Origin of the sequence: Sulfurimonas sp. (assembly GCF_023228785.1) — a bacterium.
In the GTDB taxonomy this organism is placed as follows: domain Bacteria; phylum Campylobacterota; class Campylobacteria; order Campylobacterales; family Sulfurimonadaceae; genus Sulfurimonas.
The window spans coordinates 23,159-40,451 of the sequence record NZ_JALOAN010000010.1 but is presented as its reverse complement, the minus strand read 5'-3'; the positions used below and the strand labels follow the sequence as shown (position 1 = coordinate 40,451).

15 protein-coding genes, 4 tRNA genes and 1 pseudogene are annotated in these 17,293 nt (G+C 34.6%); 15 read left to right on the top strand and 5 right to left on the bottom strand.

Annotated features, from left to right (window positions below):
* Positions 1 to 22: 22 nt before the first annotated feature.
* The 7 genes and pseudogenes from M0Q24_RS03975 (at position 23) to M0Q24_RS03945 (ending at position 6,174) form a co-directional block, all read left to right on the top strand.
* Positions 23 to 358, top strand: coding sequence for an arsenate reductase family protein (locus M0Q24_RS03975; RefSeq protein ID WP_295047586.1), 336 nt, complete (start codon positions 23 to 25; stop codon positions 356 to 358).
* Positions 355 to 1,392 (top strand): D-alanine--D-alanine ligase, encoded by a 1,038-nt coding sequence (locus M0Q24_RS03970; RefSeq protein WP_295047583.1) that lies wholly within the window; start codon positions 355 to 357, stop codon positions 1,390 to 1,392. Before M0Q24_RS03975 ends, M0Q24_RS03970 begins: the two co-directional genes overlap by 4 nt.
* Positions 1,392 to 2,129, top strand: a complete 738-nt coding sequence (locus M0Q24_RS03965; protein ID WP_295047580.1) for an alpha/beta hydrolase — start codon at positions 1,392 to 1,394, stop codon at positions 2,127 to 2,129. The genes M0Q24_RS03970 and M0Q24_RS03965 overlap by 1 nt, the downstream gene beginning before the upstream one ends.
* Positions 2,126 to 3,571, top strand: a complete 1,446-nt coding sequence (murF, locus tag M0Q24_RS03960; protein ID WP_295047681.1) for a UDP-N-acetylmuramoyl-tripeptide--D-alanyl-D-alanine ligase — start codon at positions 2,126 to 2,128, stop codon at positions 3,569 to 3,571. The genes M0Q24_RS03965 and murF overlap by 4 nt, the downstream gene beginning before the upstream one ends.
* Positions 3,572 to 3,573: 2 nt before the next feature.
* Positions 3,574 to 4,065 carry a TRAP transporter small permease subunit gene (locus M0Q24_RS03955; protein WP_295047577.1) on the top strand — a complete coding sequence of 164 codons (492 nt, stop codon included), beginning with the start codon at positions 3,574 to 3,576 and terminating at the stop codon, positions 4,063 to 4,065.
* Positions 4,062 to 5,344 (top strand): annotated as a pseudogene (locus tag M0Q24_RS03950) (TRAP transporter large permease subunit). The gene M0Q24_RS03955 and the pseudogene M0Q24_RS03950 overlap by 4 nt, the downstream one beginning before the upstream one ends.
* A 332-nt stretch (positions 5,345 to 5,676) precedes the next feature.
* The gene (locus M0Q24_RS03945) at positions 5,677 to 6,174 is read left to right on the top strand and encodes an HIT domain-containing protein (RefSeq protein WP_295047574.1); all 498 of its coding nucleotides are present in this window, start codon (positions 5,677 to 5,679) and stop codon (positions 6,172 to 6,174) included.
* Positions 6,175 to 6,319: 145 nt separating this feature from the next.
* On the opposite strand, the gene M0Q24_RS03940 is transcribed toward M0Q24_RS03945, so the two are convergent.
* Positions 6,320 to 6,394, bottom strand: a tRNA-Gln gene (locus tag M0Q24_RS03940).
* A gap of 124 nt (positions 6,395 to 6,518) precedes the next feature.
* On the opposite strand from M0Q24_RS03940, the gene M0Q24_RS03935 reads away from it, so the two are divergent.
* On the top strand, positions 6,519 to 7,658 hold the full coding sequence (locus M0Q24_RS03935; protein ID WP_295047571.1) for a hypothetical protein: 1,140 nt from the start codon (positions 6,519 to 6,521) through the stop codon (positions 7,656 to 7,658).
* Between the two features lie 17 nt (positions 7,659 to 7,675).
* Here the strand turns inward: M0Q24_RS03935 and proB are convergent, their stop codons facing one another.
* The 4 genes from proB to M0Q24_RS03915 form a co-directional block, all read right to left on the bottom strand.
* A complete protein-coding gene (gene proB / locus M0Q24_RS03930) occupies positions 7,676 to 8,458 on the bottom strand; it encodes a glutamate 5-kinase (protein ID WP_295047569.1) in 783 nt (260 codons plus the stop codon).
* A gap of 239 nt (positions 8,459 to 8,697) precedes the next feature.
* Positions 8,698 to 8,774, bottom strand: a tRNA-Met gene (locus tag M0Q24_RS03925).
* A gap of 23 nt (positions 8,775 to 8,797) precedes the next feature.
* Positions 8,798 to 8,872 (bottom strand) — tRNA-Gln (locus tag M0Q24_RS03920).
* Between the two features lie 18 nt (positions 8,873 to 8,890).
* Positions 8,891 to 8,967, bottom strand: a tRNA-Met gene (locus M0Q24_RS03915).
* A 210-nt stretch (positions 8,968 to 9,177) separates the two neighbouring features.
* Here M0Q24_RS03915 and M0Q24_RS03910 point away from each other — a divergent pair.
* The 7 genes from M0Q24_RS03910 to nspC all read left to right on the top strand — a co-directional run bounded on the left by M0Q24_RS03910 (position 9,178) and on the right by nspC (position 17,262).
* Positions 9,178 to 10,206, top strand: a complete 1,029-nt coding sequence (locus tag M0Q24_RS03910) for a bifunctional 3,4-dihydroxy-2-butanone 4-phosphate synthase/GTP cyclohydrolase II (RefSeq protein ID WP_295047566.1) — start codon at positions 9,178 to 9,180, stop codon at positions 10,204 to 10,206.
* 23 nt (positions 10,207 to 10,229) lie between these two features.
* The gene (locus tag M0Q24_RS03905) at positions 10,230 to 11,900 is read left to right on the top strand and encodes a response regulator (protein ID WP_295047563.1); all 1,671 of its coding nucleotides are present in this window, start codon (positions 10,230 to 10,232) and stop codon (positions 11,898 to 11,900) included.
* Positions 11,901 to 11,956: 56 nt separating this feature from the next.
* A complete protein-coding gene (locus tag M0Q24_RS03900) occupies positions 11,957 to 12,667 on the top strand; it encodes a DUF695 domain-containing protein (protein ID WP_295047561.1) in 711 nt (236 codons plus the stop codon).
* A 12-nt stretch (positions 12,668 to 12,679) separates the two neighbouring features.
* Positions 12,680 to 14,500 carry an MFS transporter gene (locus M0Q24_RS03895; protein WP_295047678.1) on the top strand — a complete coding sequence of 607 codons (1,821 nt, stop codon included), beginning with the start codon at positions 12,680 to 12,682 and terminating at the stop codon, positions 14,498 to 14,500.
* Positions 14,481 to 14,852 (top strand): diacylglycerol kinase, encoded by a 372-nt coding sequence (locus M0Q24_RS03890; RefSeq protein WP_295047558.1) that lies wholly within the window; start codon positions 14,481 to 14,483, stop codon positions 14,850 to 14,852. The genes M0Q24_RS03895 and M0Q24_RS03890 overlap by 20 nt, the downstream gene beginning before the upstream one ends.
* 90 nt (positions 14,853 to 14,942) lie before the next feature.
* On the top strand, positions 14,943 to 16,127 hold the full coding sequence (locus M0Q24_RS03885; protein WP_295047555.1) for a saccharopine dehydrogenase family protein: 1,185 nt from the start codon (positions 14,943 to 14,945) through the stop codon (positions 16,125 to 16,127).
* A 4-nt stretch (positions 16,128 to 16,131) separates the two neighbouring features.
* Positions 16,132 to 17,262 carry a carboxynorspermidine decarboxylase gene (gene nspC / locus M0Q24_RS03880; protein WP_295047554.1) on the top strand — a complete coding sequence of 377 codons (1,131 nt, stop codon included), beginning with the start codon at positions 16,132 to 16,134 and terminating at the stop codon, positions 17,260 to 17,262.
* Positions 17,263 to 17,293: the final 31 nt, after the last annotated feature.

Here is a 17,293-nt window from a genome sequence, read left to right as displayed (position 1 = left end):
TTTAAAACAAGGATTTATAACTATGAAACTATATGGCATACCAACTTGTGGTAGTGTTAGAAGTGCGAGAAAGTTCTTTAAAGACAACGATATTGAAGTAGAATTTGTTGATTTTAAAAAAGTTTCTGTAGGCTGCAAAGAGCTAGATTATTGGCTTAAACACGAAGATATTGATACACTTTTTAACAGCCGTGGTACAAAATATAGAACCCTAAAACTTAAAGATCTAAATCTTGATGCAGATGCAAAAAGAGAGTGGCTTTGTAAAGAAAATATGCTTTTTAAAAGACCTATCATCGAGTATAAAGATGGTGTTATTGTTGGCTGGGATGAAGAAAAATACAAGGAAATATTTTGAAATTAACAATATTATTTGGCGGGGCTAGTTTTGAACATGAAATTAGCATAGTAAGTGCTATAACTTTAAGAGAAAAACTATCAACTTATGAGTTAAGTTTTATATTTTGTGATCAAGATCATAAGTTTTATCTCATAGATTCATCAAAGATGAAGGCTAACACATTTTCTAAAGGTGAACATAAAAATATGCCACAAGTAAGTCTTACAAATGGCTATTTTGAACAAAAGAGTATGTTTGGTTCAACTAAGCATGCCGGTGTTGTTTTAAACCTTATCCATGGAGCTGATGGAGAAGATGGAACTATCGCTTCTTTGCTTGATTTTTATGATATAAAATATATTGGTCCTAGAGTAGATTCAAGTGTTTTTTCTTATGATAAGAGATACACAAAATGGCTTTGTGCAGCTAAAAAGATAAAAACTATAGAGTATGAAGTCCTCTCATCAAATGAACATAAAAACATAAATATGAGTTACCCAATCATCGTAAAACCAGCAAGACTTGGAAGCTCCATCGGTGTTAGTATTGTAAAAGAAGAGAGCGAGTTAGACTACGCTTTAGATGTCGCTTTTGAATTTGATAAGTCAGTTATTATCGAACCTTTTATGTGTGGTATAAAAGAGTATAACTTAGCTGGTTTTATGGCAAAAGGAGAGTTCCATTTCTCTATAATAGAAGAACCTCAAAAAAATGAATTTTTAGATTTTGAGAAAAAATATATGGATTTTTCTCGCTCAGAGAGTGTATCAAAAGCAGAACTTAACTCAAATATTGAGATGAAATTAAAATCAACTTTTGAGAAGATCTACAAAAACCTTTTTGAGGGTGCGCTTATTAGATGTGACTTTTTTGTTTTAAACTCAGAAGTATATTTAAACGAGATAAACCCAATTCCAGGATCTATGGCTAACTACCTTTTTAATGATTTTGAAGCCTCACTAGAACTTCTTGCCTCATCACTTCCAACTCAAAGAAGAGCAAAAACAAACTACGATTATATTCATTCCATATCTAAGGCAAAAGGTAAATAATGGCTCTAAAGTCCTTGCAGTACAATCAGCACACTTTTGATATAAGTTATGAGATACTTAACCCTGAAGCACCAATTGATTTGATAATCTTACCTGGTTGGGGGAGTAATAAAGAGCTAATGAAAGGCTCATTTGCACCTTATATGGACACCTTTCGTCATATCTATATAGATCTGCCAGGATTTGGTAAGAGTACCTCTAGTGTTGCACTTGAAACTAAAGACTATGCAAGAATAGTTGAACTTTTTATGATTCATATAAACGCTTCAAAAGATATCATATTAGGTCACTCTTTTGGTGGAAAGGTAGCACTTTTGCTTGAGCCTAAGGTTCTTGTTCTTGTTGGAAGCACTGGGATTAGAGTAGCTAAACCATTAAAGATACAAGCAAAGATTGCTATATATAAACTCTTTAAACTCTTAGGACTTAAAAAGCTTCGATCACTTTTTGTGGCTGAGGATGCAAAGAGTCTTAGTGAGCCGATGTATCAGACTTTTAAAAATGTAGTAGACGAAGATCTAAGTGATGACTTTAGATCTAGTAATGCAAAGACACTTCTATGTTGGGGAGATAAAGACACAGCTACTCCACTTAGTATTGCTCACACAATGCAAAAGCTATTAAGTGATTCAACTCTAAAAATATATGATGGTGATCACTACTTTTTTATGAAACATGCAAAAGAAGTATCACAAGAGATTGAAAATGTTTTTTTACAAACTTTGGAGCATAAATAATGGACTTTATGTTACTTTTAACCTTTGTCACAAATGTTTTGCTTGTTACAACTTTGGGTTGGTATCTTATAACAAACCTGCAATGGTATGATTATAAACTCTCAAGAGTAGTACTCAAACATCACAAACCACACTGGCATATTATCTACTTTTTAGTTCCATTTATTGCTTACTATACAACAGCTCAGTTTTTCCCAATCTTCTTTTATTTCGCACTTCTTCCTGCAACATTTGTTTGGCATAAAAAGTTAGATAAACAGCTTGTTCTTACATGGCGCGTTAAAAGATTTCTTATACTATTGGTCTCTTTGACTCTTTTTCAAAATGTACTTTGTACACTAAAAGACGCTTGTGAAGTTTATGGCGTTATTATGCCTTTAGCACTTGCTTATATCGGTAGTGTCGTGATAGAGAAGTTTCTTTTTATGGCATTTTATAAAGAAGCAAAAAAGAAGTTAAACTCTATAAAAGATCTAGAAGTTATTTGTATTACGGGAAGTTATGGAAAAACAAGCATAAAAAACTTTGTAACTCAGATACTCTCACAAAAGTATAGAGTCCATGCAACTCCAAGAAGTGTAAATACAATAGGTGGCATCATGCGTGATGTAAATGAGTCACTACCAGATGATACAGAAGTTTATATCTGTGAAGCTGGAGCTAGAGAGATTGGGGATATCTTTGAGATAACAAGCTTTTTAGAGCCTCAAGTTGTAGTTGTTGGCAAAGTTGGAGAAGCTCATATAGAGTACTTTAAATCTTTAAAAAACATTATAGCTACTAAGCTTGAGATCATGCAATCTCCTAGACTTAAAAAGGCTTACATACACAACTCTGTAACAGATGAACCACATGAGAGAGTCACTTTTTTTGGTGATGGGATCTCAAAGGTGGAGGCAACTCTTGAAGGAACTACATTTCGGATGAAATTAGATGATGAAGTCTTAAAACTTCACACTAATGTACTAGGATCATTTCAAGCAAACAACATAGAAGTAGCTGTACAAATTGCTAAGACTTTTGGACTAAGTCAAGAAGAGATAGTTAAAGCTGTAGCAAAGCTAGATCCAGTACAACATAGACTACAAAAGATAGTAGCAGGCGGAAAAATCATCCTAGATGATGGATATAATGGAAACATAGATGGAATGAAAGAAAGCATCAGACTATGTTCACTTCATAGCGGAAGAAAAGTTATAGTAACTCCAGGTCTTGTTGAGAGCAGTGAAGAGTTGAATTTAGAGCTAATTAAAGAGATAAACAGAGTTTTTGACATAGTCATTGTCACAGGCGCACTAAACGCAAAACTCTTTGAGAAAAACATAAATGTTAAAAAGAAAATCATGCTAAGCGACAAGTCAAAGATCCAAGATCTATTAGCATCTCAAACTGCGTCAGGAGACATCATACTTTTTGCTAATGATGCACCTAATTTTATATAAAAATGATAGATAAAAGCATAAAGTATTTAGGGTATTTTACGGCTTCTATCTTGGCTATCTTGGTGCTACTTATAGTCTATGATGCTACTGCTCGCTATATTTTCTCAGGTGGATCTGTAGCACTTCAAGAGTTGGAGTGGCATCTTTTTGATGTGGTTATTCTCTTTGGAATCGCCTACACTTTAAAAGAGAATGCTCATGTTCGAGTAGATATATTTTACGCCTCTTACTCAAAGAAGAAAAAAACCATTATAAACATCATCTCTTCAATCTTTTTTGTGCTTCCTTTTTCTTGTATGATAGTCTATATAGGAGTTGATTTTGTAGCTCTTAGTTTTGCTCAAAATGAAGCTTCTTCAAATCCTGGAGGCTTGGAATATAGGTTTTTAGTGAAGTCACTTCTTCCAATCTCATTTGCTTTTTTGGCTCTTGTGGCAATTAACGATGCGTACAAAAATATAAAAAGCTTAAAAGAAGAAGCTGTAACGCTATGATGGCTATTTTTATATTTGTAGTTGTCTTAGCACTTTTACTTGTGGGTATTCCAGTAGCTTTTGTTTTTGGAAGTGTGGCTATAGTTTTTGCTTTTTTCATACCAGAGCTAGGTTTTGGAATCTTCGATATTTTGGCTCTTCGGATCTATGGGATCATGAGCAATTCAACGCTTATGGCAGTTCCGCTCTTTATTGCCATGGGGCTTATTTTAGAGAAGTCAAAAATGGCTGAGAGACTTTTGATCTCTATGAGTGCTTTGTTTCGTGGAGTTCGTGGAGGTTTGGCTGTTAGTGTGGTTTTAGTCGGCGCGATGCTCGCAGCTTCAACTGGCATAGTCTCCGCCTCTGTAGTTATGATGAGTGTTATAGCACTTCCTCTTATGTTAAAAGCTGGATATGACAAGTCTTTGGCATCAGGAACTGTTGTGGCTTCTGGAACGCTTGGACAGATCATACCGCCCTCCATTATTCTCATTATTTTAGGCGATGTTATGAGTGTTAGTGTTGGTGACCTCTTTATGGGAGCAGTCTTGCCAGGAGCACTTTTAGTTTGTCTTTATATCGCATATATATTGATCCGTTCATATTTTTCGCCAGATCTAGCTCCGATCCCAAAAGAAGTTCAAAATGTCTCAGCAAAAGAGATAACTCTTTCTATAGTCCACCACTTCTTTTAATGTTCTCCGTTTTGGGGAGTATCTTCGCAGGTATTGCATCTCCTACAGAGTCAGCCGCTTTTGGTGTTATAGGGGCGATAATTTTAAGTCTTATAAACAAGTCACTAAATTTTGAGATGTTAAAATATGCATCGCTAGGAAGTGTAAAACTTAGCGGTATGATATTTATGATACTCATAGCATCTACTGCCTTTTCTCTTGTTTTTAACGAACTTGGAGGGACTGACGCTATAGTTGAGTTTTTTCATGAAGACATTGGAAATGTTTGGTTTTTTATAGCAATTTCGATGCTCATCATCTTTGTGGTTGGTTTTTTTATAGACTTTATAGAGATCTCATTTATCATCGTGCCAATTTTAGTTCCTGTTATGATGGGTTTTGGCATAGATCCTCTCTGGTTTGCGATCCTCATTGCACTAAATTTACAAGCTTCGTTTCTTACACCTCCATTTGGACTTTCACTGTTCTTTTTAAAAGGTGTGGCTGGAGATAGTGTGAGTTCAAGTGAGATCTACAGGGGAATTGTCCCGTTTATACTTTTACAACTCTTGGCTATAGGTCTTGTTATGCTATTTCCAGACTTGGTTTTTGCTTTTGTTTAGGTAAAATACATAACAGAACTTTCTGATTAATTTATAAGCTAGATTCCGTGTCAAGCACGGAATGACGGAGTGTGTCAAGCACGGAATGACGGAGTGTGTCAAGCACGGAATGATGGAGTGTGTCAAGCACGGAATGATGGAGTGTGTCAAGCACGGAATGATGGAACACGTTATTAAGTACGAAATGACAGCACGTGTCATCCTGAGCAAAAAAACCGCCATCTTGAACCAAAAACCGTCATGCTAAACCAAAAAATCGTCATCCTGAACTTGATTCAGGATCCAATTTGATAATTTTTCAGAGCATTCAATATTAAAAAAAAGAGATAAAGATGAAAGATATTTTATATGCTCCATGGAGAGATGATTATATTGCTGGTAAAAAGATAGAGGGCTGTGTTTTTTGTCACATAAGCACTCATAAAAAAGAGGACAAAAAGTCTCATGTTCTTTACAGAGACGAACACTGTTTTATGGTTATGAATATATACCCATACACTCCAGGGCATTTTATGATCATCCCTCACAAACATACTGACAAACTAGAAGATCTAGATGAGGCAACATGGTTACATATGAGTCTTTTAGCTCAAAAGGGTGTTAGGCTTTTAAAAGAGGGCTTGGGTGCAAAGGGTGTAAACATAGGTATGAACTTAGGAAAAGCAGGTGGTGCAGGGATAGCTGAACATATTCATATGCATCTAGTTCCAAGGTGGAGTAGGGATACAAACTTTATAACAGCCTTAGCAAATACAAGAATTTACTCAACTGACTTTGAGAAGATCTATAAAAAGATCAAAAAACTAACTGCTAAATATATAAAAGACTAATCTTTTTTCTTACTTTTTAAAACAAAGAAAAAGATTGCTAGTATGACAATAAGAACTAGGGATCTAACTATAATGGTCGTTGCGTCTAACTCTTCCATATTTGACCTTTTAAATGATTTTTGATTGTTTAGTTTGTGCGTTTATGTGGATGGGGTAGAGGGATTCGAACCCCCGAATAGTGGCACCAAAAGCCACGGCCTTACCGCTTGGCGATACCCCAATAAAATGATGGCAAAATTTTATCATACGAAACTTAGAATTGTCTAAAAGTGCAAGTTATTTGAGATTAAGCGGTTTACTATTTTTGTCGATACTCTATATATAAAGTGTTAAGAGGATCATTCATGAGAATAGATAGTTACTCAGTGAGTATGAGCTCACAATATTACAACTTGCAGTACCAATCAACCGAAGCTAACATAGTAAAAGATAATCAGACTTTTGAAAAAGACAACTCTGTAAATGTATCTGCTATAAAACAAGATTCTAAAGAGTTAGAGACAAACAAAGAACTCTCCATAGAACTCTCTAAAGCGATTTTAAAAAATATCAACTCAGAATCTGCAAAAATTGTTAAAGATAAATTTGTCATAAGTAGAACAACCATGGAGTCACAAGCACTAAACTTCTCAGTTGAAGCAAAAGTTGTAGCAAATGGTAGAGAGTTTGAGATCTCTATGGACCTGCTTCTCTCAAGAAGTTTTATAGAAAAAACACAAATAAGTGCTGAGTTAGTAAGTAAGTCACTAAAAGATCCTCTAGTCATCTCTCTTGATGGACTCATGCCAAACCTTAGTTCAAAGCAATTTTCATTTGATATAGATAGCGATGGAAGAAGTGATCAAATATCGCTACTAAAAGATGGGAGTGGTTTTTTAGCACTTGACAAAAACAACAATGGTCGCATAGATAATGGAAGCGAGCTTTTTGGAACCAAGAGTGGAGATGGTTTTGCAGATTTGAGCAAATATGATGATGACAATAACGGTTGGATAGATGCAAATGACAAGATCTTTGACAAACTTAGGATCTGGCAAAAAACTGACAACAAAGATGAACTCTTAGCTTTGGGTGAAGTAGGTATTGGGGCAATATTTTTGGGAAATACCGAGACTCCTTTTAGTCTGAAGTCTAGTTCTAATGAGCTTTTAGGCGAGATGAGAAAGAGTGGTATAGTTCTTTTTGAGAGCGGTAGAGCTGGAGTTATTTCTCATATAGATCTAGCTGTAGAGACACAGAAAAACTTAAATGTGTTTGAAACTTTACAAAAAAACTCTTCTTTACTTAAGATGAATAAAATCTATGTAGATAATCAAAATAAAGTAGACAAAGAGAGTGAAGATGACGATGTTTTGACTAAACTACAAAAGAAGATAAGAACTCTTGAATCAAAACTCTTTCACGCCAAAGAGGGTGAAAAAACATCTATTGAAACACAAATAGGAGTGCTCACAACTCAGATGCTTTCACTTTTAAATGCTTAAACCTTTTAAAGGTGCTCTTATTTATCTTTTTTTTCTTCTTTTTTCTTACTAAAGAGAGTACCTTTGTTATGAATGCCTTCTATCAAAAACTCTCTAGCAGATGTTAAATCATAGCCATTACATAAAAACATCTTTCTATCCTTATTCATAAGATACTCGGCCGCTTTTAATTTTGTGACAATTCCACCTGTTGCAAATTGAGAATTTGGTGTGTGCTCCTGATTTAACTCACTTTCGTTTAATTGGGTTACAAATTTTCTTATTTGCGCTTTAGGATTATCTTTGGGGTTAGAGTCGTAATAACCGTCAATATCGCTTAATATGACAAGAATATCAGCTCCTGTATAGTAAGCAACATGCGCGGATAGCTGGTCGTTGTCTCCAAATAGCTGATCTGGAGTTGTTGAGATGTCATTTTCGTTTACAATAGGCAAGATATCATGCTTTAATGTTCTGTCTATAATATCTTGAAAAATTCTAGTATGTACTTTTGAGTCAAAATCTTCCTCTGTTAAGAGTATTTGAGAAATAGTTACATCATAAATATCAAACATATTTTTGTAAGAACTCATCAAAATAGACTGCCCAACAGAAGCTAAAACTTTTTTACTTGTAGGTATAGTTCTATTTAACTTAACTGCCGTATATCCAGCCGAAACAGCGCCAGATGAGACTAAGATGACTTCATATTTTTTTCTAGCTTCAGTAATTAAAGAGACAAGACGTAACATCCTCTCTTCTGCTATATTTGTGGTCTCTGTTAAAACACTGCTTCCAACTTTAATAACTATTCTTTTCATTTTTTCCCTCTTTCTCTTTTATAGTAATTTCAAGCTGTTTATGCAGATTGATAATGCAAACAGCAACTATTTATTGTTATCCAATCATGTAAATTCTAAATAGTCACACTAACATAAAAACAGTTAATATATTAAAAAAATTAATATTTAGTTGACAATTTAAATACTTTGAAATATTGTATATATTTAAACTTTTGTTTATTTTAGTAAAAAAAGATGATTTTGGTTGAAGTATGTATTGGTTGCGGAAACAGGATTTGAACCTGTGACCTTCGGGTTATGAGCCCGACGAGCTACCGAACTGCTCTATTCCGCGATATGCCTATAAATAGGAGTTTGTGGATGGGGTAGAGGGATTCGAACCCCCGAATGTCAGCACCAAAAGCTGATGCCTTACCGCTTGGCGATACCCCATCATTTAAATGTAGAAATTGGTTGCGGAAACAGGATTTGAACCTGTGACCTTCGGGTTATGAGCCCGACGAGCTACCGAACTGCTCTATTCCGCGGTGTTAACAAACAAGTCTAATATGTTTGTTGGAGCGAAATTATAGGCAAAAGAGTTGGCTTTGTCAAGTGATTTTAAGAAAAATATGTAAAACATAACTTTTTGTGAATAAATAGTCTTTTTTATACAAAACTTAAATCTCTGATGATAGTTGAGATTAAACTATCTTGTGTATAATTCTTATAAAATATACCATAAAAAAGAAGAGTTAATGACACCTACACAAAGAGTACTTCAAGCGATAGACGAGATAAAAAAGGGAAATATGGTCATCATGGTGGATGATGAAGATAGAGAAAATGAGGGCGATTTAGTTTATGCATCAGCTTTTTCTACACCTAAGCATGTAAATTTCATGGCTACACACGCAAGAGGACTCATTTGTGTTGCTATTAGCAAGCCTATAGCATCAAGACTAGAACTTAACCCAATGGTAAGTTCAAACACATCATCATATGAGACGGCATTTACTGTTTCTGTAGATGCAAGAGATGCACTAACTGGTATTTCAGCGGGTGAGAGAGATGATACTATCAAGATCCTTGCAAATCCAATCTCAAGAGCAGATGAGTTGGTAAAACCGGGGCATATTTTTCCACTTATTGCTAAAGATGGTGGAACTCTTGTTAGAACTGGACATACAGAGGGTTCAGTAGATCTATGTCGTTTAGCAGGTCTAAGTGACTCTGCTGTTATTTGTGAGATTATCAAAGAAGATGGAACAATGGCTAGACGAGATGATCTAGATATCTTTGGAGAAACACACAATCTAAAGACAGTTTTTATCTCTGATATAGTTGAGTATCGCTTAGCAAATGAGAGACTAGTAAAAGAAGTGAGTGTCCAAGAGATCGAGTTTTTTGGTGTAAAAGTAAAGCAACATAAGTTTGAAGATCATGACAAAATAGAACATACTGCTATAGTCTTTTACTCTGCATCAGAGATCTCAAATGTAAGAGTTCACAATGTTATCCCTGATATAGAACTTCTACTAAATCAAAAAAAATACAACAACCTTATAAACTCCATAGAATATCTTAAAAAAAATAGCGGTGTCTTAGTTTTTATAAATAAAACTAACCATCAAGATAATGCTGCTATGAAAGAGATAGGAACCGGTGCACAGATACTCAAATCTCTAGGAGTCTCAAAAATGAACCTTTTAACTTCGCTAAAACAAGCTGAGTTTGTAGGACTTGGCGGTTTTGGACTTGAAGTAAATGAAACTATAAGCATCTAAGAAATTTAAATGCAATATAAACCATGAGAGTTACTCCAGCACTTATAGTTGATGATAGTCCCATGATTGTCAAGATTATAAAAAGATCACTACTAACAAACACTATAGATGGATATCATTTTGCAGACGACTCTATCTATAGTGCATCTGATGGTATGGAAGCTTTCGAAGTTATGGGTAGGGCTTATGATATAAAGCTTATTGTAACTGATATAAATATGCCATATTTAAATGGTGATGAGTTTATAGAGATATTAAAAGATACGGGCAAACTATCCAATCTTGAAGTTGTTTTTGTAACATCCTCAAGTACGCATCTGATCCTAAAGAGCGAGATAGAAGATAGCATCTTAGGTATTATCTACAAACCGTTTAGATATGAGAGTTTTGCAGAAGAGTTTAAATCTCTACAAAAGCGAAAATTACTGCAAAACATAGAACTTCAAAATATAAAAATAGAGCAGGTAGAAAAAAAAGAGTTTATAGAAAAGATGTGTTTCTTGTATCTTGTAGATATAGGTATAGACTCTGTTACAGATAGTCTAGATCTAATCATAGATGAATCATTTTCCAACGCACAAATTACAAAAGAAGAGTATCCTGAACTTCTTTACTCCATACTTAGCATCTACCTTTTTGAGACACAAGTTGATCATATTGTAAGTCATAAAAGAATCAAGTGCATACTAAAGCGAAAAGAAAATGCCCCAAATGTAAAAAAGTACCATATAGGGCTTATGGATGATTTTAAAAAAGAGTTAGACTATGTAAATTCTAAAAATTTACGCCCAACAGAGATAGTAACTGCACTCATATCAAATACTTTTGACACACTATCTATGACAACAAGCCATGTAAAAAAGTTTCCACGAGTAGATAATAAACTTTTCGCACCACATTTTGAGTACACAATAAAAGAACTTACCAAGATAGATTGTGAGTTTGAAGATGAAAAACTTTTAAAACTTATGTCTGAATTTAAAGAAATATCTGAATTTTCAGAGTTTTTATATGATTTTTTAAAAAACAAAGAAGTTTTTAAAAGTATAAAAGCAGCAAGCCTCTCAAGAGCTTTGGGGATTGAGATAAAAAATCGTTTGAGTAAAATACTAAAGATAACTTATGCTCTAAACAAACACTACTGTTCAAGCCTTGAGTTTTATATATTTAAAAGAGTTAAGAGTTCAAGCGAAATACATAGATTTTTTAAGAAAAATATGCCAAAAGCAATACCTTGTAGCTCTACGTTTTTGCATTTTAAGGGTAAGATAACCACTAAAGAGTTAAGAGATTATGCGCCATATGAGATGCAAAAGCTCGTAGTAATATCAGCAGAGTTAAAAACACTTGAGTTTTTTAAAATAACTATGGGTGATACTTTTAAAAATTGGGGTGTTTTTTGTTTCGCAAAAAGTACGATTTTAGAAGCGTGGTTGGGCAGTAATAAGCCAAATAAAATAGTCATAGATTATGACTATATGGGATCAGGCTTTAAAAATGGAGTTGAGTTTTTAAATCTTTTATATAAAAAGTATCCTGAGTTAAAAAATGAAGCTGTTGTAAATGGAATTTACTTTATAACAAAAGAGCAAAGACAAGAAGAGATTAAAGAGTATAGAGATGAACTAAAGTTTGCAAATATAGCTTATCCGATTGCCTTTAAAGATGTTTTTGAGGTTTTGATATACGACTGATTTCATATCTTTTATTATTAATGAGATATAATTTGGTAAAAATATAAAAGAGTCAAATGAGAGAGATATTTAAAAGAGTCCAAGACTCTTGTGAGATGGTTATAGAGACAAATATTGAAGCGTCTGATGCAAAAGATATGAACCCTTGGTTATTTAGTGTATTTTTAAAGCAAGATGCTACTACAGATGAGAAATATGAAGAGTTTTTAGAGACAAAAGAGTCACTAATAATTGCACTAGAACATTATGATAGAGCAGTTTTTGTAGGAAGTAGACTCTATGAAGGTTGGGCTGAATTTTACTTTTATGCTATGGATTCAAAACAACTAGATGCCATCACTTCAAAGATACTCACTCCATCTTCATATGTTTATGAAAGTAATGTTGTAAGAGATACAAAGTGGAATTTTTATGAAAAAGAACTCTATCCTAGTGAGTTAGAATTTTGCCACATAGAGAGTGATAAAATCATCTTTATGCTCGAAGAAGAGGAAGATGATCTAAGTATCAAAAGAGATGTTGAACACTATCTCTCGTTTGAGACTCCATCACAAAAAGATAGATTTTTAGAAAATCTAGATCTTGAGGGTGTGAGATTTAAAGATGAGATAAGTAGTGATGAGTTTGATAATGGCATCGCACTTGTTAAAGTTCACGCGCCCACTCAAGAAGAAGTTAGCGAAGTTGTAAATGAACTCTACGAAAAAGTAAAAGAATTTGGCGGATATTATGAGGGTTGGAGTACGACTCTAGCAGGAAAAGAGTAGCCCTTGAGAGATATGTTTAAGATTGTAGGAGTTATAAACTACCTTATAGTGGTATTTTTAAACGCTTTTACAGACTTAGGACATAAGATCATTATACAAAACACTATTTTTAAAGTTTATGATGGTGAGATGCAGATTGTCTTAACTGCCATCGTAAACGCTTTGATACTTCTACCTTTTATACTGCTCTTTTCGCCTTCTGGATTTTTAGCTGATAGATTTGCTAAGAGTACCATCATGAAACACTCCTCAGCCTTAGCGGTTGTTATTACACTTCTCATTACTTACTCTTACTATGAGGGTTGGTTTTATACTGCATTTTTTATGACTTTTATGCTTGCTCTTCAAAGTGCTATCTATAGTCCTGCAAAGTATGGATATATAAAAGAGTTAGTAGGACTAAAGTTTATAAGCCTTGGAAATGGTGCAGTTCAAGCAGTTACAACTGTAGCGATACTAAGTGGAATAATTTTTTATACAGTGTTGTTTGAGATCTCTTTAGCGGATAATTTTGAGACTAAAGAGGATGTTTTAAAGGCTATAGCTCCTCTTGGTTGGCTTTTAGTTTTAGGTTCAGTTATTGAGTGGTTTTTAGCATCAAATCTTCCAAATATGATGGTAGGGATCAGCGAAAAAAGATTTAGTTTTAAGAGATATTTAAGAGCAGAGTATCTTCAGAAAAATATAAAAACTCTTAAGAGAAATAGAGAGATATTTGATGCCATTTTGGCTCTTAGTCTTTTTTGGTCTATCTCTCAAGTTGTGCTTGCTATATTTGGAGAATTTGCAAAGGGAGAACTAGGCATCACTAATGCTATATATGTTCAAGGAGCTATGGCAATGGCTGGTTTTGGCATTATTGCAGGCTCATTTCTTGCAGCATCTCTTTCAAAATACTATGTAAATAGTGGAATTGCGACTATTGGAGCTATTGGGATAACTATTGTAGTTTTGATTATTCCATCTTGTGAATCAATGCTAACTCTAGTCTTGCTATTTGCTCTTTTTGGAATCTTTTCAGGCTTTATTATGGTGCCACTAAACTCTCTTATACAGCTAAAAGCCCCTAGAGTTCATCTTGGTATCATACTAGCTGGAAACAACTTTGTACAAAACATCTTTATGGTCTCTTTTTTACTTCTAACCACTCTCTTTGCATTCTTTGGAACAAGCGCTGTTGCACTCTTTTATCTTATGGGGTTAGTTGGCGTTTATCTCTCTTTTATTCTTTTAAAGAGATATTTTGTTATCTCTTTTTGGGCACTAGTAGAGATGCTTCTAAAGATAAGATATAGGTTTCGTTACGAAGGACTTGAAAATATTCCAGAAAAAGGTGGCGTTTTACTTTTAGGTAATCATGTTAGCTGGATTGATTGGGCGATTATACAGATCCCTATAAAAAAACGCATCAACTTTATGATAGATAAAGAGATCTACAATAATAGACTTTTTAACACTATACTAAAAAAAGGTGAGCTTATTCCTATCTCAAAAAAAGCTTCAAATGGCTCGTTTAAAGAGGCATCCATGAGACTGAAAAATGGTAAAATTGTGGCTCTGTTTCCAGAGGGTAAAATAAGTCCTGATGGAGAGCTTGGAGAGTTTTACAAGGGCTATGAATTTATCTCTAGTGATTATGATGGATCTATTTGTACCTTTTTTATAGATGGTATGCAAGGCAGTATATTTTCTAAAAAAAAAGAGTTTAAATTTTCTACAAAAAGAGATGTAGTAGTTTACTTCTCAAAGCCAATATCTAGAGATACAAAAGTCCAAGAAGTAAAAGATATCATTAAGAATTTAAAGGATGAACATGAAACTAAACAAGCCTAAACATTCGCTTTTTAAGAATGGCATCTACGCTTTAGAGGGTTTTGTAGATATTACAAAAAATGAGACATCGTTTAAGTGGCAGCTTCTACTTCTTTGCGTGATGGGTTTTGTAGCGTGGATCTTACCAATTGGTTTTGGATTCTCAAGCATCCTCTTTATCTCTCTTTTTCTACCTCTTTTAGCGGAGATTACAAATAGTTCCATAGAGAGAGTTGTAGATCTTGTAACTAGTGACTACCACATCTTGGCAAAGCAAGCAAAAGATGTTGGAGCTACGCTAGTTCTTATGAGTCTGATAGTTACAGCACTTGTATGGATCTTTACTCTTATTGTGGCTTTTGAGTTGATATAAGGTTAGTAAAAAATTAGAGAACTGCTATAATCACACTAGTAAAATAGAGTCAAAAAAAGATCACTATAAAAATAGTATTTAGGAGAAAAAATGAAAACAACTTTGATAATTGGTGCTGGCGGAGTCAGTCGTGTAGTCGTGCACAAATGTGTACAAAATGCAGATGTATTTGGTCGTATAGTCTTAGCAAGTAGAACTATTGCAAGATGCGATCTTATAAAGAGCGACCTGCCAGATGCAGATATAGTAACAAAAAGCGTAGATGCGGACAATACAGAGGAGCTTATAAAGCTCATAAAAGAAGTTAATGCGGACATCGTTATAAATGTTGCACTTCCATATCAAGATCTAACCATTATGGATGCGTGTATTGCTACAAAGACAGCGTATCTTGATACTGCAAACTATGAGCATCCAGATGAGGCTAAGTTTGAGTATAAACTTCAGTGGGAGAGAGATGTGGCATTTAAAAAAGCTGGGATCATGGGAGTTTTAGGGAGTGGTTTTGATCCAGGTGCTACAAATGTTTTTTGTGCTTATGCTGCGAAACACTACTTTGATGAGATCCACACCATAGACATACTTGACTGTAACGCTGGAGATCACGGTTATGCTTTTGCTACAAACTTTAACCCTGAGATAAACCTAAGAGAAGTTAGTTCAAAAGGTCGTTACTGGGAAAATGGAGAGTGGATCGAGACTGAGCCTATGGAGATTATGCAGGTTTGGGACTATCCTGAGGTTGGTTCAAAAGACTCTTACTTGCTCTACCATGAAGAGTTAGAGTCACTTGTTAAAAACATAAAAGGTTTAAAACGCATAAGATTTTTTATGACTTTTGGACAGAGTTACCTCACGCATATGAAGTGCTTGGAAAATGTAGGAATGCTTGGTATTAAAGAGGTAGAACATAAGGGGATGAAGATAGTTCCTATGGAGTTTTTAAAGACACTTCTTCCAGATCCAGCTTCACTTGGTCCTAGAACAACTGGCAAGACAAATATCGGTGTTTTAGTAGAGGGCATAAAAGATGGCAAGAAAAGAAAGATCTACATCTACCAAGTAAAAGATCATGAAGAGTGTTTTGCAGAGACAAACTCTCAAGGTGTTTCTTACTCAACTGGAGTTCCAGCGATGATAGGTGCGAAACTAATGCTACAAGGAAAGTGGAGCGGGGAGGGTGTTTTTAACCTAGAGCAACTTGACCCAGATCCGTTTATGGATGAGATGAATACTCAAGGTCTTCCTTGGCAAATAAAAGAGATGGAAGTATAAAAAGATGAAGATAGAAGATATCCCAACTCCATGTTATGTCTGTGAAGAAGAGCTTTTAGAGAGGAATCTTCTTATCTTAGATGATGTGCAAAAAAGAAGTGGAGCTAAGGTTATTTTAGCTCTTAAAGGTTTTGCAATGTGGAGCACTTTTGAGCAGGTTAAGAGATATCTTCACGGATGTACAGCTAGTGGACTTCATGAGGCAAAACTAGCTTACGAGGAGTTTGGCAAAGAAGTTCACACCTACTCACCAGCATTTAAAGATGAAGAGATAGATGAGATAGCTACCATCTCAGATCACATAGTCTTTAACTCTGTAAACCAACTCTTTAAGTATGCAAAAAGAGTAAAAGAAGTAAATCCTAAGATAGAGATCTCACTTAGAATAAACCCGGAGTATTCGCAGTCTCCAAAAGAGATCTACAACCCTTGTGGGATCTACAGCCGCTTAGGCACAACTAAAGCAAACTTTGATGAGAGAGTCTTAAAATATGTAGATGGACTAAACTTTCACGCTCTTTGTGAACAAAATGTAGATGCACTAGAGGGTGTTTTAAAAGCTTTTGAGAGTAAGTTTTCTAAGTACTTTAAAGGTTTAAAATACATCAACTTTGGCGGAGGACATCACATAACTAAAGAGGGTTATGATGTTGAGAAGCTTATAAAAATCATCAAAGATTTTAGAGAAAAATACAGCGTAGAAGTATATCTTGAACCTGGTGAAGCCGTTGGTTGGGAGTGTGGATATCTAATAAGCAGTGTTTTAGATGTGGTTGACAATGGTATGAAAATAGCAATACTAGATGCTTCTGCTGAGGCTCATATGCCAGATACTATGGCTATGCCTTATCGTGCTGAAGTTAGAGGTGCAGCTGAGGCAGAGAAAAAAGAGTTAACTTATAGACTTGCAGGAAATACTTGTTTAGCAGGTGACATTATGGGTGATTACTCATTTGATAAAGCGCTTGAAGTTGGAGATAGGGTTATATTTGAAGATCAGATCCACTATACGTTTGTCAAAAGTACAACATTTAATGGCATTAAACTCCCATCTTTAGCTCTTAAAAGAAGAGATGGCAAGATAGAGATCGTAAAAGATTTTGGTTATGAAAATTACAAGAACAGACTCTCATAGTATAAAAAAATATTATATAGAGCGGATTTTT